Raw genomic sequence first — 23,506 nt, 5'->3', positions numbered from 1 at the left:
TTTCTACTATACTATTCATTTTATTTTTATCATTCAGAAAGCCATTCATTTCGTGCTTCATGATACATTTTTAACAAAAACAAAAAACGCTCCTTCCTTAAGAGAAGGAACGCTTTCGCTTTTATCCGAAAATGAGATTGGCGATAAGTAAGCAAACGAGTGCCGTTAACCAGCTGAGCGTTGTTGGGACAGACCAAACGAGCATTTGCTCTTTCGGGTCTTTAATCCCAATCGTGCGGTTCACGACCCAAAACAGACTATCATTGAAGTAGGAAAACACCATCGCTCCGAGGGCCGCTGCTTGCGCGGCTAGGACAAGGTTCACATCCATCCCTGTTAAGATTGGCGCAGAAATTGACGCAGCCGTTATCATGGCAACCGTCCCGCTTCCTTGAATCAAGCGGACGAGCGAAGCGATCACAAACGGAAGCAAAATCGCAGGAATTCCTGTATCAACTACAAGTTCGGCTATATAATCTCCAGCTCCTGTTTGGCGTAGCACATAACCAAGGGCTCCACCTGCTCCTGTAACTAACAAGATTATCCCAGCTGTCTGAATCCCTTCCTCCATTCGATCAAGAGCTTCCGAGCGCTTCACGTGGTTGAATAATCCATAGATGGCAAGGAGGACTGCAATCCCAACAGCGATCACGGGGGAACCGAAAAATTGAACGTACTCTACGAGCGTTCCTTCTAATCCGATGGCCGTTACCGTCGTATTCATGAAAATTAAGAGAATCGGTACGACAATCGGTGCAGCGGAGCGAAGCAACGATGGTAGCTCTTTGTTTTCTTTCTCTTCAAGCCAATCCTCGACGTTCACCTCTTGCTCTGGTCTAATCCATCCTAAGCCGTCATCATCGGGAAGCTGATAGATTTTTTTCCCGATCCATTTTGCATATAAAACGGTAACAATGATAATCGGAATCCCAAAGATCAACCCCGATAAGATCATTAAGCCAACGTCCACATCAAAAATTCCTGCAACCCCTAGCGGCCCAGGTGTCGGTGGTACAGCATGGTGCATAACGACCGCTCCACCAGCAAGGGCAATGGCGAGCGTAACAATGGACTTCCCTGTTTTCTTTGATAGCGCTTTCGCTAATGTACTTAATATAATAAAGGCAGAATCTACAAATATAGGAATCGATACGATATAGCCCGTAACAGCCATCGCCCACTCCTCTTTGCGCTTTCCTAACACTTTGACGACCGTATAAGCTAGTCGTTCGGCCGCTCCAGATACTTCTAATATTCGTCCCATCATTACACCGAAACCGATAATGATCGCCACAGACCCGAGCGTGCTTCCAAATCCTTCTGTGATGGCGCTTACAACATCAGGCGGTGCCATCCCTCCGACTAGACCGGTTATTGAAGCCGCGATGATCAGGGCTAAAAAGACATGCACTTTCGTTTTGATGACTAGAAAAATTAAAACCATAATGGCAATGACAAGACCTAAAATCATTTGAGCTCCTGAAACTTCCATCATTATCCCTCTTTTCCCCCATGTTTATGTTGAACGAAGGCACGCGTTCTCCGCATGCCTTCGTAACAACCAGAACGTTACGCTGTTACAAAATGCGGCGCGTATTTAGCCGCTAGTTTAATGCATTCTTCCATGCTGACCGTGCTTGCGATCCCTTTCCCAGCTATATCAAAGGCCGTTCCGTGATCGACGGATGTACGTAAAAATGGTAGACCGTTTGTTATCGAAATCGTCCGCTCAAAGTCGGTCATTTTTGCCGCAATATGCCCTTGATCATGGTAAAGGGACAACACTGCGTCATAGCGACCGTTAAGTGCATGATGAAACACAGAATCAGCGGGAACAGGACCGACTGCGTTGATGCCGTCTTTTTTCGCTAATTCGATTCCCGGAGTAATTTCATCCATTTCCTCACGGCCGAACAAGCCATTTTCCCCACTGTGAGGATTTAAGCCTGCGACAGCAAAGCGTCTTTCTTTTACACCTAATTTCTCGAGCGCTTTATCACAGCGAAGCAAATAGTCGTGAACCCGCTCTTTCGTCATTTGATCAATGGCATCTTTCAGTGACAAATGACGGGTTAAGAAGAAAATCCGCATGCTGTGAACTTCGAACATCGTTAACGGATCCTCGGTCTTCGTTAGATCAGCTAGCATTTCCGTATGTCCGATGTACGGGACTTCAGCTGCTTTTAATGATTCCTTGTTAATCGGTGTCGTCGCTAAGGCGTCTACTTTTTTATCGTTTGCTAATTGAACAGCATGACGAATGTACTCAAATGCGGCCTTGCCACACTGTGCTTGAACAGTTCCCATTTTCACCTCGGCTACATTCAAGTTATCAAGATGAATCACATCAATCGTGCCATATTCAAACATCGCCTCATCGACGGTCGTGATCCGGTTAATCGTCAAGTCTGCTTTCATCACAGGGAGCATTTTTTCTAGCATATCTCCGTGGCCGATGACAACAGGGTTCGCTACGTCATAGAGTTCTTTTTTGTTTAATGCCCCGACTGTAATTTCCGGACCGATCCCTGCAGGATCTCCCATCGGAATCGCAATGATTGGTTTTTTGTTCATCTCTCTCACTCCTATTTCTGTAGTTGACATTTGCTTACATGTGCTAACAAATATTGCACGCAGTCGTAAATCGATGTTTCATCTCCTACAAGCCCGCCCTTCGTCACAACTGGCAGGCCATCAAAATAACCAGCTACAAACGTTCCAAAGGCAGCTAAAGGGAGAACCTCATCCTGCAACGCAATACCGTTCGCTCGCCCAAGAGCACACATGGAGGCGGTCACATCTCCCCCGCTCGTAAAACAACCAGCAAAGGATAGTTCATCACTTGCTAGCACTTGCCGGCTGATCGTCGCCAAACCGTCTGTAATCCGTTTCGCTAATGCATCCTCGCTCGTGTTTTCTTGCTTGGCTTTTTCTTTTAGGTTCACAAGCTGTTGGCCTGGCTTATACGTTGTGACGATAAGAATTTTTTCTGTTTTTCCCGCTTCCTGGGCCGCTTTTGTCGCCCGTTCCACTTCTTCATCCCAGGTGCTCGTATAACTGGCTAAAGGCTCTGGGTTAACGTAGATGGGAGAAGCATCGAGCTTGGTAATTAAATAATCAAGCTGTCTACCTGTTAGTGAGGTAGCGCTTCCTACCGCTACAAGAAGGCGGGCATCCTCCTGTTGCTGCTGGGTAACAGCGCGAACGTACGCCGCAGTAAAAGGGCCAGGACAAGCCGGAACGATCGGTCGATCCTTAATCACCGCTACCGCTTTTGCTACATCATCCACTTGCTCGTTCGTCACCGCATCAATGACAATTAGACGCTTTCCTTCGCTAATGAGCTGCTCTACATGCTGTAAAATGACGTTTCTTCCACTCATCACTTCATGTAATCCAACATAGCCGACAGGGTGTTTCGTCTGCTTGCGTAACAAATCTGGAACATACGATGTGATAATCGGCGAAACAGGGTCTTTTGATACAAATGTATCTTGAACTGGAACGCCATGAACGAGTAAATAGCCACCTGTGACTGTTCGGCCTGAGTCAGGAAAGGATGGCATGACAATCGCCACTGACGACTCACCAAGCTCAGCAAGCATCGTATCAAGCTCGACGCCAATATTTCCCCTTAACGTACTATCAATCCGTTTCGTAAACATTCGTGCGCCCCATCGCTTCAACTGATTCATCGCATCCGTCACACGCTTTGCCGCAATGGCAGAACGAACGTAACGGCTGTCTGTATCCATTATCAATGCTTGGTAATTATCCCCGGACGGGACACTCGCGCTGTGCACGACCGTCGCTGCGGGAAATCCTTGCTTTACGAGTCGAACGCCTGTCGCATTCGCTCCCGTTAAATCATCTGCAATTACGCCTATTCTCACAGTTGTGGCCTCCTATCATTAAGCCTGTGCAATCACCATGTTGTCATGATAGTTTTCATGCTTAAAGCTAGTAAAAAAATTAGCATCCGTAATGATTCCTTCTAATTTTGTCAGCTGGCAAACATTCGCAAACGCCCGCTTCGAAAATTTGCTCGAATCACAAATGAGCCATGTCGTCTGCGCAGCTTCCATCATTCGTTTTTTTATCGCTGCTTTCTCCAAGGTTGGAGCTGTTACACCGGCAGCCTCATCCACAGCATGGGCACCAAGGAAAAACAGATCTACGTGAAGTTCACGAATCATCCCTTCTGTCTGCGGACCAAACAACGCGCCAACCCCTGACTGCAATTCCCCTCCTGTGACAATGCACTTTGGTGAGGCATTCACTAGTTCAGCGGCAATCGTAATGTCATTTGTGACAATCGTTAAATCGTTTCGATCCTTAAGGAGCTTAATAAGCTCTAAGGTCGTCGTTCCTGAGTCTACTAGAATTGTTGCTCCCTCAGGGACAAGGGTGCTCGCTTGCTTTGCAATGAGCTGCTTCTCCATTAAATGCTCAGTCTGCTTTTGTGCGTAAGGAGTTTCGCCAATAAGTGAACTTGGAGCGACGGCGCCACCATGTGTTCGGATCAGCTTGTTATGTTCTTCTAAGTGCATCAAATCGCGACGGATGGTCATCGAGGACACGCCAAAATGAGAAGCTAATTCTTCAATGTCCACTTTCCCTTTTGATTCAACGAGCTTTTCGATCCATTCCCTCCGAGAGGTCACATTTTTTCCATCCTTTTGAATGTTCATTTATAACATCCTCCTTTGTTAATTTACAACACACAAACCTAAAGGTCAACAGTTAAATGTTCATTTCTAACAAAATAACGATTTATTTTCAGTATTCTCACGTTTAATCTTAACATTAATTCGTAGAAATTGTGAAAGATACACAATGAATTAACTCCTATATAAAGTAACATTTTCCACTTAATTTACATATACTGGGCTACTGTCTAGAACTTGAAAGGTGTGAGAGGATGTATCCGAAACATGAACCGATTGACACGCACCAAAAATGTGATGACATTCCTGTTCATTTCCCTCCTCAATCTCAGCCGTGGCACCCAGGACTTGAATATTTAATGGAGCCTAGGCCAATCTCAGAAAACCCCCATCGGCCCCACAGTCATAAGCTCCTTGATCGAGTGGCTATTATTACTGGTGGAGATAGTGGGATCGGGCGCGCTGTTGCTTATGCCTTCGCTAAGGAAGGGGCAGATCTTGTCATTTCGTACTTATCGGAGCATGAGGACGCGATCGAAACAAAAAAACGGGTAGAGGAGATCGGACGAGATTGTTTGCTCGTGCCTGGTGACCTTCAACATGAACAAATGTCCGTTAAAGTCGTGGAAAAAACGATCGAACGTTTTGGCAAGCTTGATGTACTTGTCAATAATCATGCTGTTCAATTTAGACAAACGAGTCTATTGGACATAACAGAAGAGCAGCTTGACATTACATTTCGTACGAATATCTACGCCTATTTTTTTATGACGAAAGCTGCCCTCCCCCATTTGAAAAAAGGTAGTGCAATTATTAATACAACCTCCGTCACTTCCTATCTTGGTCACTCACAGCTTATCGATTATGCTGCCACAAAAGGAGCGGTTACGACTTTCACCCGTGCCCTGTCTGGATCTCTAGCCGACCAAGAAATTCGTGTAAACGGCGTCGCCCCAGGACCGATTTGGACACCGCTCATCCCATCTTCATACCCTGCTCATTCGATTCCTACGTTCGGATCGGACACTCCACTAAGCCGACCGGGGCAGCCGTTTGAAGTTGCACCAAGCTTCGTCTTTCTTGCATCGGATGACTCTAAATATTTGACAGGACAAATTTTGCATCCAAATGGGGGGCGAGTCACGGGCTCTTAATGGTGGGCAAAAAGAAAAAAGCTGAGCTTAATACTCAGCTTTCTGATGTCTACAACTGATTTAATGCTTGCTCTAAATCTGCCCACACGTCTTGCCAAGCTTCAAGACCAGCAGACATCCGTAGCAATTTTTTAGAGATCCCCATTTGGGTCCGTCTTTTTTCAGGAACGACGGCATGTGTCATCGTCGCGGGGTGTTGAATTAATGTTTCCGCATCACCTAAACTAACGGCAATTCGAATGAGCTTAAGCTGATTAACAACTTTCGCTATGTCTGCCTCTGTTCCTTTTATCTCAAATGAGAGTAGCCCGCCCCCTTTTTTCATTTGCTTTGCAACGATCGAATGATCAGGGTGCTCAAAATCACCTGGATAGAGAACCGTGCTTACCTTCGGGTGTTCCTTTAGTTTTTCCGCTAGTTTTTCAGCGTTTTCACAGTGACGATCCATTCGGACCGCTAACGTCTTTAACCCCCGTAGCAATAACCATGCATCAAACGGAGAAATGACGCCACCCATATCTTTTTGCGTTGTTTTTCGAATCAGTTGAATCGTTTCTTTGTCGCCAATTAATACGCCTGCCACAACGTCGCCATGCCCGCCAATGTATTTCGTCGCACTGTGGACAACGAAATCACATCCTAATGCGATCGGTTGCTGTAAGTACGGAGTGGCAAATGTATTATCGACAATTACTTTTATCCCTTTTTCTTTTGCTACCCTCACGACAAGCTCAAGGTCGATTAACTGCATCGTTGGATTGATCGGTGTTTCCACATAAATACACGTCGTGTTATCTTGAATGTTTGCTAAGATTTCCTCAACTGAGTCCATTGGCGAAAACGTTGCGTCAATGTTGTATTTTTCTTTCAGCATAGTGAGCAAACCGAACGTACACCCGTACACACCATTTGAGACAAGGATATGGTCGTTTGCTTTCGTCAAGCCAACAAGAATGGCAGAGACTGCGGCCATCCCTGAACCGAAGGCCAGGGCAGCTTCTCCTCCTTCTAGCTCTGCTATCCGCTGTTCAAGAATCTGAACGGTCGGATTGCCTAACCTTGAATAAACATAGCCAGCTTCCTCCCCAGCAAAACGATTACCTCCTTGCTCCATGGAAGCAAACGTAAACGTTGAGGTTTGATAAATCGGTGGGGTTAAGCTGTCAAAATGCTCGTTAGGCTTATAGCCTGTATGAATCGCTCTTGTTTCAAAATGTTGATCTCGCTTCAACGTGCTCCCTCCTTCTGTATCTACTTCTAGAATACATGTTATTTCAGAAAAATGTAAGCGTTTTCTAAAAATGTCGTTTCATCTTTTAAAAAAAATCTTTGCTCTGATCTGAGAATATAGCTTTCACAGTTAAATAGTCTGAAAAATCCGATAAATAAAGCACCTAGACTTTTTCAAAGGACGAATGTCTCCTTCTATTAAGCAGTTGAATACCGAGTAAAGGAAGCGGCTCGCTAGATATCGAAATGGATTTAATAGTTTTTAAAAATAGTATTATTTCATCATTTTACGCAGAAAAACGAGCAGCTTATCTTAAGGCTGCTCGTTTTTTCCGGTTTTCTTTTCGTGCAGGCGCGGTTTCGTATAGCCGTTTTTCCTCTTCGGTCTGAGGCTCGACCTGGGGCACTGGTTTTGGTTTACCTGATTCGTCAACGGCGACCATCGTTAGAAACGACTCGGTTGTTAACGTCCGTTCTCCTGTCAATAAGTTGTTCGAATGAACCCTCACATATACTTCCATCGACGTTCTTCCTGTATGTGTGACAAACCCTTCAAGTTCAAGGGCATCACCCACAGTAGCCGACGACTTAAAGTCAACAGAATCGATTGAAGCAGTAACCACCGCAGAATTAGCATGCTTCATCGCTGTTAAAGCAGCTATTTCATCGATATATGCGAGAACTTTCCCACCAAAAATCGTCCCTAGATGATTCGTATCTGGTGGTAATACGAGCCTCGTTTGTATCGTTCTTGATCGTTCAACCGGATAAGATTGGATCATGGATGTCTCCGCCCTTTCAATGTCATTTGAAAACTCGGCTTGTCGCAAGTCATCTAGCGAAAGCCGTTGCTTAGACTAACTTCTTAAAGCAAAACAAACCCTCTTTTCATAGGAAAGAGAGTTTGTGATAGCATACGAATCCAACGATTAAAAACAATATGTAAAACAGCTATCACTCCTCCCTATGACGCGTAGGTGCAAGTGCATACATTAGGCAGGTCTCCTGACTTAAGATCAACACTCCATGTGTACCTTCCCATCCTTTGGACAGTGGTTTCTTCACATGTAGCTCCTTATTACAGTGGCGCGACCGTGCTGGACTTTCACCAGCTTCCCTTTTCAGATTCAACCGATTGTTTGAACCACCTAATGCTTGAGCGTGCTTATTAAATTATGACCCAACGTTTTTAGTATACAGAAAGGAGCCTAATTCGCAACCGTTTTCATTGTGATTAAACGAGCATCGCCGCACCTAGTACGCCCGAGTCACCGCCTAGTTTTGCCTTCACGATCGTTGTTGATCGTGCCAATCCTGGATAAAGGTAGCGAGATACTTTCTCTTTTACGATCGGTAAAATCAGATCATCCGCATTCATAACACCACCGCCAAGAACAAAGACATCTGGATTTACAGTATGGGCGATATTCGCGATCCCGATCGCTAAATAGTCCATCGCTTCTTCGACTAAGCGTTGCATATCATGATCTCCCCGGCGAATCCGGTCAAATACCTCTCTCGTCCCACCTTCAACCCCAAAACGCTCTCGTGCCATTCGTCCGATAGCCGTTCCACTTGCTAGCCCCTCTAGTGACCCTGGGTTCAAATTTGCGTGCTGATAGCCATTTGGTTGAACGATCATGTTGCCAATTTCCCCTGCATAATCACTGGCCCCATGAACGATGCTCCCATCTAAAACATAGCCGCCACCAATGCCTGTGCTGATCGTTAAATAGAAAACACTCGTAAATCCTTGTCCACTTCCAAGCAAAGCTTCCGCCAGTGCTGCCACATTGGCATCGTTATCTAATTTCACAGGGCACTGAAACTGCTCCTGAAAACGATCAACTAGATGAATATGATCCCAGCCTGGGAGGTTCGGTGGACTAAGAATCGTACCTTCCGTAGAGCTTAACGGACCCGGTGCCCCAATTCCAATTCCGGCAAACGGCTGATGATCCGTGACTTTTTCTGTTAAAGACATCATCTTGTTCATTACTTCCTCTGGACCTTGCGCCGCTTCCGTTGGGCATTCTTGCACGGAAATTATCTCTCCTGCATCACTAACGAGTGCCGCTTTTATTTTTGTTCCACCTAAATCGATTCCAACCTTCATGGTGCCATCCTCCTTTACAAAACTTAACTCTATTATCCTCTTAACCGAAGCAAAATGCTAGCTCTCTTTAAAGAACAGAAACCCTGTAAAGGCACAGGGTTTCTGCAACAAATTATTGATTCAGTTCTTGCCACTCATCAAATTGGCGCTGCATTTCATCGATCACTTTTTGCAGTCCAGCTTCGTTCAGCTTGTCATTAAAGAGTGGTAAATACTCCTCTGGATCTACAGCACCTTTCAGCAGCGCTGGAGAGAATTCGCTCGTCACGTTTGAAATCGCAGCAATTTCAGTACGCACTGGATTCGAGTCAAAGTAAAAGCCGAGAGCTGGTGAAGGAATCGCACTTTCATTAAAAGCTTCAAACGCTTCCCATTTATCTTGCGGGTCATCTTCGTATAACTTTAGAATGAGCTGATTCCCAATCGCAAAGCTTGGCATGTTATAGCGTTCTACACGTGCAGGCAAGTCGTTAATCGTGCCATCCTCAAGTTCCTCGTAATGGACACCCTCAATTCCTTTATCCAGAAGGTTTCGTAAATAGGGGTCTGAGTTAAGCAAATTCAAAAACATCATCGCCCGCTCAGGGTTTTTCGATGTTGCCGAAATCGCCTGCATGGATCCAGTTACAGAGTTATTAAAAATGTATGGCTCATGAAGAGGTCTCGTCGCGATCTCATATCCTGCGGTTCGTGTCCAAATGAGTTCAGCGTACGGTTGGTATAGCTCTTTACGCACGAACCAATTCGGTGTCTCTAACGGCCAAGAATCTGTACTCGTTGCTGCGTCTGGACGAATGTAGCCTTTTTTATAATAGTCGTGCATCGTCTTAAGCGTCTCCATCGTAATGTCTTCCTCGTATTTATTGATTACCTCGTTCGTGTTTCCTTCTAGCCTAAAGGCAAACGGCATTTCCTCTTGCAATATCGAATCAAACGGTAAGTAAGCATCAAACGTGGCAATTGGTGTTACGTCAGATTCCTCTTCTTTAATGACCGCCAGGAGCGGCTCTAAATCTGCCAATGAATGGACGGATGAAAGGTCGAGATTATGCTTTTCAACTAACTCGTTGTTAAACGACAGGACAGCTTGTTGCCCTACTTCTTTATTCGTTGGCACAGCATACAGTTTACCGTCTACTTGTGCCCCTTCTAGAAACGCGGGATCAATCAACTCTTTCATTTCTTGTCCGTGCTCATCTAGTAACTCATTTAATTCTAAAAACGCCCCCCGTCTCGCATTTAAAGCATAGTTGTTAGCCCACGAGCTCGTAAAGGCAATATCGTATGCTTCTCCTGAGGTTGTAATGACTTGCATTCTTTCATCATACTCGCCCCAATCGAGCATTCGTAAATCGACGGTCGCATTGATTTTTTCCTCCGTATAGGCGTTCACTTCTTCCATGACAAGTTCAAGGTCAGGTTGTGGTGTACCGATCATATACCACGTCAGCGTCACATGGTCTAGATCAGTAGCCTCCGTCTCATTAGCTGACTGCTCCCCAGACTCATCATGGCCCTCAGGCTCTGATTGACTCGATTCATTGGCAGATGAACATGCCACTAGGCCAACGAGCAAAAACACCATCACCGCAAGCTTCATAACAAACGATTTCATCATTTTCCCCCATTTCTTTTTCCTTCAATATCTATTTCAAAAAGGAAGATTCCTTCTTGAGACAACTATTCCTTCACTCCACCAATCGTAAGTCCTTTGACAAAATACTTTTGAAAAAACGGATACGATAAGGCAATCGGAAGCGTGGCAATCACAACCATGGCCATTCGCGCCGAATCTTGCGGAATCGAGTCTAATAACGCACTGTTTTGGCTTGAAAGCATCGCATTTTGTCTAATGAAATCTAAGTTATTCTCAATTCTCATGAGCAGCGACTGCAATGGAACAAGCTTTGGATCGTCAATAAAGAGCAGAGCATTAAACCAATCATTCCAATAGGCGAGCGTACTAAACAGGGCTATGGTTGCAATCCCAGGAATCGAAAGGGGCAGGACAATTTTGAAAAAAATCCGAAACTCGCCAGCTCCATCAATTCTAGCAGATTCTAAAATGGCCTCAGGGACGGAGCGTTGGAAAAAGGTTCGCATAATAATGATATAAAACGCGTTAACCGCCATTGGTAAAATTAAGGCCCAGACAGAGTTTTTCAAACCAAGAAATTGTGTCATGACGATATAAAACGGGACCATTCCACCGCTAAAAAGCATCGTGAAAAAGGCAATAAACGTAAACAGCTTTCGGTATAAAAATTGCTTTCTTGAAATGGCATAGGCATACAACGCAATAATCGAGACGCTCATCAACGTTCCAACAACCGTGATGAAGATCGTAACCCCGTAGGCCCGAAACACTTCTGAGCGCATTTGCCATAAGTAACGATAGGCGTCGAAGCTCCATTCGCTTGGAATGATGCGGTATCCATTCATCGCAAGCGATTGCTCACTCGTCAAGGAAATGATGATCACATAAATAAACGGGAAGATACATAAGAATGCAAACGTTCCAATCAATGTGTGCATAAAAATATTAGTAGATCCAGAAAAACCGTACGGATTGTACGTCTTCTTTTTCTTCGGTGGTGGTGTGCTCTCTAGCTCCGCCATTTTTCTGTTTTGTTTTGCGAGTTCACTCATCTGACTTCCGCCTTTCTCCTATCTAGAACAAGGCATTTTCTTCATCTATTTTCCTCACGATATAGTTTGTGATTAAAATTAATACAAACCCAACCGTTGCCTGATATAGACCCGCCGCTGTGCTCATTCCAATGTCCCCCATCGTCATTAACCCGCGATAAACATACGTGTCGATAACATTAGTGACGGAATATAGCGGACCTGAGTCACGTGGCACTTGATAGAACAAGCCGAAATCCGCGCTAAAAATACTTCCAATGTTCAAGATTGTTAAAATGATAATGAGCGGCATAATCATCGGGATCGTGACGTGGCGAATTTGTTGCCACTTGCTTGCCCCGTCAATAATGGCGGCTTCATAGTACGTACGATCAATGGCGACAATGGCGGCTAAATAGACGATGCTACTAAAGCCGACCCCTTTCCATTGGCTGATAGTAATGATGAAATAAGGCCAATATCCAGGTTCGTTGTACCAAGCAACAGGATCGATATTTATGGCTGACAAAATCGTATTGAACAGTCCACGATCGATACTTAAAAACGTAAACACAAAATAGCTGACAACAACCCAGGACAAAAAGTGAGGAAACAGCATGCCTGTTTGATAGATTTTGGCCAGCTTTTGATTGGTCAACTCACTAATAATAATTGCGACCGCCACAGCCAATACAAGCCCGAGAACAATAAAAACGACATTATATAAAACCGTATTTCTCGTAATGATGAACGCATCGTTCGTACTAAACAAAAACTGAAAATTTTCAAGTCCGACCCATTCGCTATGGTACAGGCTGGCAAAAAAGCCATCCGGATGAAAACGAAAATCTTTAAACGCAATAATTTGTCCAAACATGGGAATATACTTTAGAACGAGGAGCCAAATGAGCCCCGGTAAAACCATCAACAACCAAATGCGATTGTCATATATATTTTTTAGTGTTTGTTGAATCTTATTCATCTCTTCCCCCCTCTAACTGCGTAATCGTTCTATACCTCCATTCTATGAAACCCCTTACATTCTTCCTAGTTGAGATATCTTAAATTTACTGGCAAAAGTAAATGTTTTTAAACGGTAAAAGGGTTGGAGATGGAAACGTGTAACACACTCGATCGAGCGGGAACCTGTAATTACTAATAATTGGACAATCTTCGGGAAGTCACGAAAAAAAGGCGCTTTCACGCCCTTTATGAATGCTTATGGACTTTCCGCCACTCGGTCGGTGTCATCGCTTCATATTTTTTAAACTGTTTATAAAAATAAGTCGCATCGCCATACCCTACTTTTTTTCCAATCTGTCCAGCTCGATCGTATGAATTCAACAGCAATTTTTTCGCCCGGTCAATTCGTAGTTGATTTAAATATTTCGTAAACGAACAGCCGACCTCTCGCTGAAAAAGTTGCCCTAAATAGATAGGATTAATATGAAACGAGTGGCCTAATGTTTTTAACGATAAATCCTGTGAAAAATGTTGATGGATGTGCTGCAAAACCGTTTGTATGATCGGACTGTAGTTTTTTTCATTTTCCTGGAGATGATCGTCCTCTAGCAGGTCAATGCAACGGTCGATCATTTTCATCGCCTCAGAAGTCGTTTCGACGTGGACAATTTGCTGCACAATTTGGACGTACTGATCAAACGGTAATTGGACAATAAACTGACTTTTAAGCCGATAAAAAAATTCCATGAGAACGCTTTTTAAGAAAATCGGATTTCGTTCACAGTGACTTTCACTGAGCATGTGCTCCAGATCCTTCCGTACCTTTTGATAATGACGATTGGCTAAATGCTCAAAAATGTCTTGCTCCAATGTGATGTTCATCTGAGGGGGAATCAACTCGCTTTCCCGCTTAAATGTGAGCTGATCGGCCATGTGATGATCTCTTTCTGGTAATAACAGCTTTAGCTCACATTTCATCTCCATCTCTCGATACACTTCGTACAGGCATTGAATTTCGGAAATCGGTTCACTATGAACAAATACAAACGGTTGTCCGATTGGCGCTTCAGTGACGACCGACTGAAATCGTGAACGTTCTTGCCCCCAATCGGACTCCCTTTCAAAGCCGCACCAGATAAACAAAAGATCACCAGAAGGGGTGACGACTGTCATGGCGCTAGTTTCTTGTTCCAATGTTCGTTGCAGGCGATATAGCTCTTCTTCTGTGTGCTGATCCCACTCCATCTTTAACAGGCCTATCCTAAGTGGGAACTTCCATTGAACTTCAGGGTAGAAAGCCATCCGTTGTTTAAATTCTGTATGGCCCATCTTTCCGACAAGCCAACGCCAAATGGAATGATCACGTAAAACGAGTGTTGACTCTTCCTTCAAAAAAGCATGGTTAATCTTTTCCTTCACGTGGGACAGCGTAGAGATCAATTCCTTCTCATTGATCGGCTTTAATAAATAGTTTTCAATCCCTAAGGTTAGACCCTGCTTGACAAAATGAAACTCCTGAAATCCTGAAAGCACGATTGATTTAATAGTCTTCTCCCGCTCATTTAAAGCTGCAATTAGTTCCAAGCCCGTTTTTTCAGGCATTTTAATATCTGTAATCAACAGATCAAACGAAACGTACTTTGCTATTTCTAAAGCTTCAACACCATTGCGTGCCGTCGCCACAATTTCATAACCTAATTGCCCCCAATCAATGAGATGCTTTAAGCCTTCTAAAATAAGAGGCTCATCGTCAACTAGCATCACTCGTATCATGGACATCCACCTCACTTATGATCATTGGAGTTCTAATCGTGACAATCGTACAAACGTCAGGTTCGCTTTGAACGCTTACTCCAAAACGCTCTCCATACCGCAAGCGCAATCTTTGATTCACATTAAATAGGCCGATCGAATGCGATGAATTCTCTGTCATTGATAGTCGCTCATTGATTTCCTCTACCTTTTTTCGTGGAATCCCTTTTCCGTTATCCATGATTTGAATCTGCAATGTTTGTCTATGTTCTTGGATGATAATGTTGATTTGATTGTCGTCACGCTCCCGTTTAAACCCGTGAATTAGAAAGTTTTCGATCAACGGTTGGAGAATAAAGGGAGGTACTACGTAATGTTTGTGTTTTTCTTCAACAGCCACCTGAAATGTGAGCTGATTCGGGAACCGAATGTTAAACAATTCAACGTATTGTTCCACATGTTGAAGCTCGTCACCGATTGTGACAAGGTCGGCACTTTTTAACGAGTATCTGAACAAATAAGACAGCTGAACGATCATCTTGGCTGTCGTTCTTCCTCCTTCAGACAATGACTTCATCCTAATTGCTTCGAGCGTATTGTAGAGAAAGTGTGGATTGATTTGGCTTTGAAGGTTTGCCAGCTCCGCTTCTGTTTGCTTAAGCTTTGAAAAATAAACTTTTTCAATATAGTCCTCTAGTTCGTCCAGTGTTTCGTTAAATGTGTTTGAAATCATCGCCAGATCATCGTCGACATTTCCTGTCTCGATCCGAACGGATAGCTGACCGCTTTGCACTTCCTTCATCGTTTGAACAAGATCATTCACCCTAGTCAAATAGCCCCTCAACGAGACGTAAGGGAGAGCAATGGATACAACTGTTAAAAGAAGGATCAATAGAAACATCGTAATTTTGTAGTGGAACAATTGGGACAGTTCACTTCGTGGAACAATGGATGCAACCATGAAACCAGTCGATGGTTCAATCGATGATTGGATCAAATATCGGTTGTTTACAAGCTGTTGTGTGGCGCGATAGTCGATTTCTTTCAACGCCTCGTCTAACACGTCACCGTAGCTGTAAACAACATTTAGTTCTTCATCAATAATATAATAGCTCCCCTTCATCGGGTCTCCATTGTACGTTAAGAGCCGGTCAATATGGTGAAAAGTAAAATAAACGCTGAGCGTTCCTAATCGCTCAAGGGAAATCGGATCATTGATCTGCTCTTCCAAGGTAAAAAAATCGTTGTCTTTTCCGTAAAGATCCCTTTCTTCTTCATCGTAAAAATCACTTTCTTTCCATAGTCCGTAATTGTATAAATAATGGTATTGCGTACCTAATGTTTCGTTCCGAACTTGCAGTGCTACAATATCAGAATCTCGTGAAAAATAGTTTTTCACGTAAATATCAAAATTGTAAGGAACAAAGGACGAGCTCCTGGAATATTTGTCTAGCCTATACCCCATGTATTGCTGATAGTCATGCTGGAGGGCAAAGGCTAAATCTTCAATCAAATGCTTTTCGCGATAAAGCTGATAAACCCCTTGTTGCACAAACGTGTGTTTTTTTTCGATTTCTGATTTGATTTGATTGATCGCTGTCGCCTGCTTGTCCACTTCCCTTTGGATGATAAATTCCGAATAATGATCGGATAGAAAAACGAACAAAAAAGCCATCGTTAAAAAGATGATTGTGGAGTAGGTAAAGAAGACGCGATAGAACATTCGGCTGCTCAGCTTTCTCAATAAATTAAGCGCTTTCAATGATGTTCATCTCCCCTGCCCAATGATGTAAGTAAACAGAGACTTAAAAAAGCCTCTGTTTACTCGATCCATTCATAACGTCAGTTCAATTGTTTTAATTTCATAAGGAGTAAAAGTGAGTTCCACCGGTCGTGTGGACCATTCAGACAGCGCCTCAGACTCGATTAAATTTACTTCCCTCCACTGCTTTGCTTCATAACGACAATCAAGCTTGACTGTAGCCCGTGCCCCTTCCATTTCATGAAGCCGAATAATGACGGACGTTCCGTCTTCCGATTTTTTGATTGCATCCACGATCACTTGATCAGAAGAAACGGTGAATAGCGGCTGGTCAAACGGCATCTCCGCTTCTCCTGGCACCGCGATGATCGCTGACTGAAGATAAGTGGCTTCCCGCTCAACGTCCCGTTTAAAAGCTGGCCCTTGAAACGGGTATAATGCATACGTAAATTGATGATTGCCTATATCGGCTTCTGGGTCAGGGTATATAGCCCCTTTAAGTAAAGAGAGGGAAAGCACATTGTCCTTGATCGAATAGCCGTATTTGCTATCATTCAGCAAGCTGATGCCATAGTCTGCTTCAGCGATCGCAGCCCATTTATGACCGACCGTTTCAAATCGCGCCATATCCCATGAGGTGTTCCAATGGGTCGGACGCTTAAGATTGCCGAATTGAATATCGTATATCGCTTCATTTGTACGGATATCGACTGGGAATTCAACCTTTAGTAGTTGTTGCCTCGCTTGCCAGTCCACCTCTGTTGCAAAATCAATTCTCGCCGTATGACGGTAGCACCGTATCGCTTGCTTGATCACTACACCGTCCTCTTTCCATCTAAATAAAACTGTTGTTCGTAGCGGGCCGTTTTCGATCAGCTCACAGCCTTGAAAGCTAGAAACGGTGGATGACTTTTCTTGATAGAACAAATCAATATCCCAAGCATCATGGGCAAGGGGCTTATCTTCAAAACGTTTGAACACATTCCCTAGCTTGCCTTGGGCGAGCCATTCTCTTTTCCCTAGTTTATCATACATCCTAATAAACTGGCCTTCATCGTTCCATTCCAATTGATACCACGGAGTTTCCCACCTCCGCTCCTCAAAATTTACCTGACTAAGCATCTGCACTTCTTCTGCTGCCATCGTTGCTTTACTAATTGTTTGATAGGCAAACGGAATGCTTTTCTCAAGTAAGACAAGTGTTTCGTTATTTGCGGTTTGCTGAGATGAAAGCCCATGGCCTGTTTGATCCACGAAACGCTCGTCTGTTCCCTTAGGAATCGTTACAAGAATCGGTGTATCATATTGGTATGGATGAAAAAATGTCCACTTTTCTCGTTTATCATTCACCATTCGCTTTTCTTGTGTAGCAACAACTTGCTTTTGGATGGCTGCCGCCTCGGTGTAATCCTTTGCTGCATCTTCATACACTTCTTTAATCGACGAACCGGGGATAATGTCATGAAACTGGTTGAGCAAAAGAAGCTTCCATCCTTTTTCAAGCGAAGACCCAGGATACGCATCCCACCCCTTTTCCGCGCTCGCAGTCACCGCGAGAATTTCCGCCTCTCGATAGGAAAACTCTAGCTGCCGGTTCTTTTTTTTCATTTTGGCTTGGCTTGTGTAGGTTCCGCGATGGTATTCTAAGTACAATTCTCCATCCCATGTATGGACATACTCTGCGGTATTTGCTACATTCTCATGCAACTGATGAAAATACTCTTTCACATGGGTTGATTTCACATGTGGTACCCCTGGGACTTGGTCAAGCTGGCGTTTCATCTCTAACATTTCCCGGTTCACACCGCCACCACCATCTCCGTAGCCGTACGCTAAAAGTAAATCCTGATTCACTGCTTTATCACGGTATTTTTCCCAAGTCCCTTTAATTGTCTCCGCACTCATAAGGCCATTGTACGTATAAAACCACGAGTCTTTTGGCCTTCCCGGCTCTGGGGTTGTAATAAAATGAGTTAAGATCTCCGTCCCGTCCAGTCCACGCCAATAAAACGTATCATTCGGCATTCGATTATATTGGTTCCAGCTAATTTTCGTCGTCATGAACGTATCGATGCCCGATTTTTTTAAAATTTGTGGAAGCGCCCAACTATAGCCGAACACATCTGGCAACCAGAGAATTTTGCTCTCCTTATGAAACTCCTTTTTGAAAAACCGCTTACCATATAACAGTTGACGTACAAGGGATTCACCTGAAGGAATGTTGCAGTCAGCTTCGACCCACATCCCCCCTTCCACTTCCCATTGACCGTCGTCCACCTTTTGCTTGATGGCTTCATACAGCTTAGGCTCCTCTTCTTTCATCCATTGGTAAAGCTGGGGCTGGCTTTGTAGGTACACATAGTCGGGGTACAAGTCCATTAAACGCAAAACGGTTGAAAAGGTTCGTTTGGCCTTTTCCTTCGTATGCTTCGTTTGCCAGAGCCATGCGAGATCAATATGGGAATGGCCGATGGCATGGATGTGAACATCCGAATGTTTCGGGAGGTGCTCCATGTCTCTCTCTAAACGTTCAAGAGCCTCGTAAACAGAATCATAAAATTGTTCGTTCCCAGGCTGTGTCCAGTTGATTGAAGCAAATGCTTGATTCAAACGTGACAGCATCGCCACTCTGGTAGCATCGTGAACGTCAAGCTGACCAATCGCTTCAAGAATGGCCTTCGCTTGAAAATAAAATGCATCCACCTTTTGATCAAGCCAACCGTACCACGCTTGTTTGAAACGATAGTACTGCGTCCTAGGAGTCCCGCCTCCTTCAAGGCCAGACCACATCATCACATCAATTTCGAGACGGTTTCCGCCTTCCTTTGGGAGAAGCACTTCTTGGTGGTTGCTGTCCACCCCTTGAAACGGCTGCTTATTCACAAACAGCAACGCTTCAAAGCCCGAATTGTTTCCGCCTCCCGTCCGTCCAACATCGAGAAATAATACACACCGCTTATCACTCCATGCTTCTGGGAGATGGAGAGAGGTATTCAACCATACATATTTATTTCGCCCTGACCACGTATCGTTCACGTGAAACGTTTGCTTTGGGTAGTGTGTAGGAACAACGCTCTCTTTGCCTTGCTCTGGTTCATACATATAAAAGCTGTCCAGCGGCTTTACATCACGATACCGATACGAGGCTAGTTCATTGATTCGGTTTTGCAGCTTTTCCAGTTGATAAAACATGACGATCCCCCGCTTTATTGTTCTTCATATTCTCTAAAGGGCTACCAGGCACGTAAATCCCAGCCTCACTTAACAAAAATTCACTGAACATAGAATTAGCCCAAGCAAACCAAGATCTCGTATACTGTTCAGGACGGTCCACATCAAAGCCTTCATGCATAAAGTACGTATCAGCATGGGTTTGCTTAAACATGGCAACAATCTGCTTTTTTTCCTTTGAATCAATTGCTGTCATTCCTTGGATCGCCAAGGAAATATGCCAGACGTAATGATCAGGTGTGTGAGGACTCCCGACTCCTTTCGCATACGAACCTTCGTAATAATACGGGTTGTCCCGACTTAAAATGAAACGTCTTGTGTTTTGATAAACAGGGTCATCGGCAGTTGTATAACCGAGATATGGTATCGCGAGCAAGCTTGGAACATTGGCATCATCCATAAGATTGACCCGGCCATTCCCATCCGTTTCATACACATAGATTTCACCGTAAACCGGATGGTCCATCTTGCCATACTGCCCGATCCCTTGGCGAATGTCTGCCTCTAACTCGCGAAATTGCTCAGCTAGCTTAATCTCCTCCATAGCTGTTAGCAATTCAACTGCATAGTTTGAGACGACTACAGCAAACATGTTTGCTGGGATGAGGTAGCCGTATAAGCACGCATCATCACTTGGACGAAATCCGGACCACGTCATTCCTGTAGGAACCGAGTACCCTCCTTTTCCCTTTCGTAACAGCGTGTCTGACACGCGGCAGTCGTCTCGTTCAAATGAATAGGATGACTTTGCCTCATGGTCCTGTTCGATTTTCCATATCCGATATATGGTCTCAAGCACTTGCTTTAATGTTGGCTGTAGCACCGAATCATCGCCTGTCGCTTTCCAGTATAAATACGCGAGCTGAATCGGATAGCATAACGAATCCAATTCATATTTTCGCTCCCATACGAGGGGGCTCATCTCGGTTCGGTCTTGCTGATGCCCTTGCTTGTTTGCTGTCTGATTAAATGCGTTGGCATACGGATCATGCAAAATGTAGCGCCATTGCCGCTCGATCACCCCTTTGATCAACCGAGCCATATCAGCATCTTCCTTCACGACCGTCAAATAAGGACGGACTTGCGCGCTCGAGTCTCGCAACCACATGGCGGGAATATCGCCTGTGACGACGAAGGTTCCTTGCTCATCTTCCTGTATGGTCGTTAAATACGTATTCAAAAAACATTGTTCAAACAATGTTTGCAGCTCTTGATCGTCTGCATAATGTTCCTTTACTTGATCGATGATCGCTTGCAACGATCGCGGTATTTTTCTTTCAGCAGCCATCTCCATGTCTCCCTTTTATTCAAATCGTAACGTCACGATTTCTTGTGGTCGAACCTCTATCTGTACATTTCCCGTTCCAAGCTTCTCTATTTGTTCTTCTAAAATGGTGCAACGGTAAATCTGTAAAAAGTGCGTAGACTGCACGATTAGCGCTTCGCCCTCACGCTTAGGGTTGAACCAGCGAAGAATCATCCCACGGCCATCCATTGTCGGCTTACACGCTGTTAATACAAGCCCTTCTCCTGACCATTGGAAAAGGTTTGTTGCATGAGGAAGGGGACCCATGCTTTGTTCTGTTTGGATCACCGTCGGTTCCACGGGGTCATCATAGGCAGCCACATAGACATTTGCCGATAGAACATCCCCTTTATGTGGTAAAAGGACGAATTGCGCTTCATTTTGTCCAAAACATTGAGCCTCAGGTGTTTCAAACAGACCCCAATCACCAAGTTCTCCGACTGAGCGGAGCAGCGTAACAGCGATGCTATCACTTACAATCTCGTATTCATGCAAGCCCTTCGTTGCAATCGTTAGCCCGTACTCCCCATTATCTAAACTGACCAGTCGTTGCATATGGTGATCAAAGGCTGGATTTTGCCATTTCGGATCTGGTGTATTCGGACGCTCTACGATTTCGTAGATGCTGTCCGCATAATGGTTGCCGCGGGCTCTTTCTACTGGAAAAAGAGCTCTCATTCGGTGGTCCTTTGCCGTATTGTCGATGTTCACGTTCACCTTTAATCCTTTTGCTCCTTGTTCTAACGTCAATTCCGTGCGCAGCGTGATGTCCGTTCGTTCCTTAGATCTACCTGCCTTTCTGTCAGGATGCCACACTAACCGTTCCTGCTCCTCCTTCAATCGTTCGTCAGCTGCCGCTGGAACAGAGAGCGTCTGGCAAATCTCAACCGTCGCACATAATGAATTGTTTTCAATGATTCGGATCGATGCCTCACACGCCTCAGTCGTATAGCGAACCCCATCAGATGAAGCTTTGAACATATATTCATTGCCAATGTCGCCCACATCTTCATATATTCCTAAGTGACGATATTCGAACCCTGTCGTTTTATCAAGAATAGAGTAGCTCCCATTTCGATGAATCATCACCTTCATCGCTTCGTTTTCCAGCGTGTTCATAGACGGATCGCCAATCAACTCTTTTCGTGCCTCTGTTTGTTTCTCTTCAACCGGGACAAGAAAGCCACACTCGTATCCGAGATAAAGGTCAGAATCATATGAAAAGGTGACTTCTAATTCTCTCGCATAATACGGTCGTCTAAATCCGTCTCTTGGCAGATCATAACCGAAGCGAACACCTGCATCTTGCACTTCGATAGGAACGCTTCCTTTGTTCGGGAATTCTAGCCGGTATGTCGGCATCACAATCTCTTTCAAGCGATCGGGAATATGACGAAAATCCATCTCGTCAAAGTAGATTTTTTTCATAGCAACTTTGTGACGGACAACTCTCTTTCCAGACGTTCCGTTCGTCTTCAACACAACGAGAGGAATAGCCTCCTCTGAATCATGTAAGGTGTTTATTTGGGTAGCGATTTCCTTTCCCTGCTCCGCAATAAATGTCGTCGCTCCGGCCTCTACCTTCTCAAACCGCGTCTTCATTTCGCGGTGAACCGCATCAATGCTACAGCCGCAAATACTGTCATGGGGATGGTTTTCCATTAATAGCTTCCAATAATATTCGGAAAAATCACGATGAAGAGATTTGTTTTCAACTAGAAGACCCATCGGTTCCAATACGTTTGTCAAAAGTGTTTGGCAACGATCATTCGCCTGTTTCAAATAGATTCTCGCTGAAGCTGTATTGACGAGTGTTGACCAACCATCCGTCTTCTGGTTCCGCAACTCCCCTGTAATTTTTTGTAACTCCTTCGGTAGCTCTTCCTTTATTTGTGTGAGATAATCGTGAAAATTAGAATGCTTAAACGCTACATCGGGAAATAACGTTTCCGCCACTTTAATGGCTTGAGTGACATCCTTTTGGACTGGCTGATGATCACAGCCGTTCATAAACAATAACTGTGAAGTAGAGGCAAATCTCTCGGCGTCTCTGAGCTTTTTCACCCAAAATGTCTGCGCCTCGTCTTCGTCCGTTGGAATTTCGTTTCCATTTGAATACCAGTTTGCAAGCAAAACCCCTATTACTTGTGATCCGTCAGGCGCTTCCCAAATTAATTCAGAAAAAGGCGACGAATAGTCATCGTGCTGTACTTGGTTATTGAACCCCGTCGGCGTCACACCCCTCCCAAAAACCGCCGCACGGATACCTGCTTGTGCTAACAGTTGGGGCGCCTGACCGTAAATACCAAACGTATCGGGAAAGTAGCCAATTTGCTCTCTTTTCTGTCCAAAAGTCTCCGTATCTTTTATCCCGTACAATAGATTTCGTACATTGGCTTCAGCGCTTGTTAAGAAAGCATCCTGCAAAATATACCAAGGGCCGATCACCAATCGACCGTCTTGAATATATTTTCTAACTTCCGCCTCTTTTTCTGGCCGAATGTTTAAATAGTCTTCGAGCATAATCGTTTGCCCGTCCATATGAAAGCTTCGAAAGTTCGGATCTGTAGCAAATAGCTCTAACAAGTCATCCATTAGTTGAATTAAATAGTAACGATGGCATTCGAATGGCATGTACCATTCTCGATCCCAATGGGAATGGGAAATAATATGGGCTGTTTTTTTCATCATACAATC

Annotated in this window: 16 protein-coding genes and 1 riboswitch; of the genes, 1 reads left to right on the top strand and 15 read right to left on the bottom strand. The window is 44.4% G+C overall.

What is annotated here, in order from left to right:
- Positions 1-121 precede the first annotated feature (121 nt).
- The 4 genes from FED51_RS04320 to FED51_RS04305 form a co-directional block, all read right to left on the bottom strand.
- Positions 122-1,492, bottom strand: coding sequence for a GntP family permease (locus FED51_RS04320; RefSeq protein WP_053432527.1), 1,371 nt, complete (start codon positions 1,490-1,492; stop codon positions 122-124).
- A 77-nt stretch (positions 1,493-1,569) separates the two neighbouring features.
- Positions 1,570-2,574, bottom strand: coding sequence for a 4-hydroxythreonine-4-phosphate dehydrogenase PdxA (gene pdxA / locus FED51_RS04315; RefSeq protein WP_010896977.1), 1,005 nt, complete (start codon positions 2,572-2,574; stop codon positions 1,570-1,572).
- Positions 2,575-2,585: 11 nt separating this feature from the next.
- Complete coding sequence (locus FED51_RS04310) at positions 2,586-3,893, bottom strand: four-carbon acid sugar kinase family protein (protein WP_053432526.1); 1,308 nt, start codon at positions 3,891-3,893, stop codon at positions 2,586-2,588.
- 18 nt (positions 3,894-3,911) lie between these two features.
- Positions 3,912-4,691 (bottom strand): DeoR/GlpR family DNA-binding transcription regulator, encoded by a 780-nt coding sequence (locus FED51_RS04305; RefSeq protein ID WP_053432525.1) that lies wholly within the window; start codon positions 4,689-4,691, stop codon positions 3,912-3,914.
- 230 nt (positions 4,692-4,921) lie between these two features.
- On the opposite strand from FED51_RS04305, the gene FED51_RS04300 reads away from it, so the two are divergent.
- Positions 4,922-5,821, top strand: coding sequence for an SDR family oxidoreductase (locus FED51_RS04300; protein WP_010896973.1), 900 nt, complete (start codon positions 4,922-4,924; stop codon positions 5,819-5,821).
- 49 nt (positions 5,822-5,870) lie between these two features.
- On the opposite strand, the gene megL is transcribed toward FED51_RS04300, so the two are convergent.
- The 11 genes from megL to FED51_RS04245 all read right to left on the bottom strand — a co-directional run bounded on the left by megL (position 5,871) and on the right by FED51_RS04245 (position 23,500).
- On the bottom strand, positions 5,871-7,052 hold the full coding sequence (gene megL, locus FED51_RS04295; RefSeq protein ID WP_010896972.1) for a methionine gamma-lyase: 1,182 nt from the start codon (positions 7,050-7,052) through the stop codon (positions 5,871-5,873).
- 307 nt (positions 7,053-7,359) lie between these two features.
- Positions 7,360-7,833, bottom strand: a complete 474-nt coding sequence (locus FED51_RS04290; protein WP_010896971.1) for an acyl-CoA thioesterase — start codon at positions 7,831-7,833, stop codon at positions 7,360-7,362.
- Positions 7,834-8,029: 196 nt separating this feature from the next.
- Positions 8,030-8,218, bottom strand: a riboswitch (cobalamin riboswitch).
- Between the two features lie 67 nt (positions 8,219-8,285).
- Complete coding sequence (locus FED51_RS04285) at positions 8,286-9,167, bottom strand: ROK family protein (RefSeq protein WP_053432522.1); 882 nt, start codon at positions 9,165-9,167, stop codon at positions 8,286-8,288.
- 112 nt (positions 9,168-9,279) lie between these two features.
- Entirely contained in the window at positions 9,280-10,782 is a 1,503-nt protein-coding gene (locus tag FED51_RS04280) for an ABC transporter substrate-binding protein (protein WP_138090312.1), read from the bottom strand.
- Positions 10,783-10,847: 65 nt separating this feature from the next.
- Complete coding sequence (locus FED51_RS04275; protein ID WP_010896968.1) at positions 10,848-11,816, bottom strand: carbohydrate ABC transporter permease; 969 nt, start codon at positions 11,814-11,816, stop codon at positions 10,848-10,850.
- A gap of 22 nt (positions 11,817-11,838) precedes the next feature.
- Entirely contained in the window at positions 11,839-12,777 is a 939-nt protein-coding gene (locus tag FED51_RS04270; protein WP_010896967.1) for an ABC transporter permease, read from the bottom strand.
- A 227-nt stretch (positions 12,778-13,004) separates the two neighbouring features.
- Positions 13,005-14,531, bottom strand: a complete 1,527-nt coding sequence (locus tag FED51_RS04265; protein ID WP_053432519.1) for a response regulator transcription factor — start codon at positions 14,529-14,531, stop codon at positions 13,005-13,007.
- On the bottom strand, positions 14,509-16,272 hold the full coding sequence (locus FED51_RS04260) for a sensor histidine kinase (RefSeq protein WP_138090310.1): 1,764 nt from the start codon (positions 16,270-16,272) through the stop codon (positions 14,509-14,511). The genes FED51_RS04265 and FED51_RS04260 overlap by 23 nt, the downstream gene beginning before the upstream one ends.
- 72 nt (positions 16,273-16,344) lie before the next feature.
- Positions 16,345-19,464 (bottom strand): alpha-mannosidase, encoded by a 3,120-nt coding sequence (locus FED51_RS04255; RefSeq protein WP_053432517.1) that lies wholly within the window; start codon positions 19,462-19,464, stop codon positions 16,345-16,347.
- On the bottom strand, positions 19,424-20,791 hold the full coding sequence (locus tag FED51_RS04250) for a glycoside hydrolase family 125 protein (RefSeq protein WP_053432516.1): 1,368 nt from the start codon (positions 20,789-20,791) through the stop codon (positions 19,424-19,426). The genes FED51_RS04255 and FED51_RS04250 overlap by 41 nt, the downstream gene beginning before the upstream one ends.
- Before the next feature lie 15 nt (positions 20,792-20,806).
- Entirely contained in the window at positions 20,807-23,500 is a 2,694-nt protein-coding gene (locus tag FED51_RS04245) for an alpha-mannosidase (protein WP_053432515.1), read from the bottom strand.
- Positions 23,501-23,506: the final 6 nt, after the last annotated feature.

Origin of the sequence: Halalkalibacterium halodurans (assembly GCF_005671335.1) — a bacterium.
Lineage (GTDB): Bacteria > Bacillota > Bacilli > Bacillales > Bacillaceae_D > Halalkalibacterium > Halalkalibacterium halodurans.
The sequence above is the reverse complement of the archived record's forward strand: the minus strand, read 5'-3'. Positions and strand labels throughout refer to the sequence as shown.

What these genes read in the sequence shown, in the direction of transcription:
- FED51_RS04255 (WP_053432517.1), bottom strand. Translation starts at nt 19,464, where the DNA reads ATGTTTTATCAACTGGAAAAGCTGCAAAACCGAATCAATGAACTAGCC.
- FED51_RS04265 (WP_053432519.1), bottom strand. Translation starts at nt 14,531, where the DNA reads ATGATACGAGTGATGCTAGTTGACGATGAGCCTCTTATTTTAGAAGGC.
- FED51_RS04270 (WP_010896967.1), bottom strand. Translation starts at nt 12,777, where the DNA reads ATGAATAAGATTCAACAAACACTAAAAAATATATATGACAATCGCATT.
- FED51_RS04305 (WP_053432525.1), bottom strand. Translation starts at nt 4,691, where the DNA reads ATGAACATTCAAAAGGATGGAAAAAATGTGACCTCTCGGAGGGAATGG.
- FED51_RS04275 (WP_010896968.1), bottom strand. Translation starts at nt 11,816, where the DNA reads ATGAGTGAACTCGCAAAACAAAACAGAAAAATGGCGGAGCTAGAGAGC.
- FED51_RS04250 (WP_053432516.1), bottom strand. Translation starts at nt 20,791, where the DNA reads ATGGCTGCTGAAAGAAAAATACCGCGATCGTTGCAAGCGATCATCGAT.
- FED51_RS04290 (WP_010896971.1), bottom strand. Translation starts at nt 7,833, where the DNA reads ATGATCCAATCTTATCCGGTTGAACGATCAAGAACGATACAAACGAGG.
- FED51_RS04300 (WP_010896973.1), top strand. Translation starts at nt 4,922, where the DNA reads ATGTATCCGAAACATGAACCGATTGACACGCACCAAAAATGTGATGAC.
- FED51_RS04280 (WP_138090312.1), bottom strand. Translation starts at nt 10,782, where the DNA reads ATGAAATCGTTTGTTATGAAGCTTGCGGTGATGGTGTTTTTGCTCGTT.
- pdxA (WP_010896977.1), bottom strand. Translation starts at nt 2,574, where the DNA reads ATGAACAAAAAACCAATCATTGCGATTCCGATGGGAGATCCTGCAGGG.
- FED51_RS04285 (WP_053432522.1), bottom strand. Translation starts at nt 9,167, where the DNA reads ATGAAGGTTGGAATCGATTTAGGTGGAACAAAAATAAAAGCGGCACTC.
- FED51_RS04245 (WP_053432515.1), bottom strand. Translation starts at nt 23,500, where the DNA reads ATGATGAAAAAAACAGCCCATATTATTTCCCATTCCCATTGGGATCGA.
- FED51_RS04320 (WP_053432527.1), bottom strand. Translation starts at nt 1,492, where the DNA reads ATGGAAGTTTCAGGAGCTCAAATGATTTTAGGTCTTGTCATTGCCATT.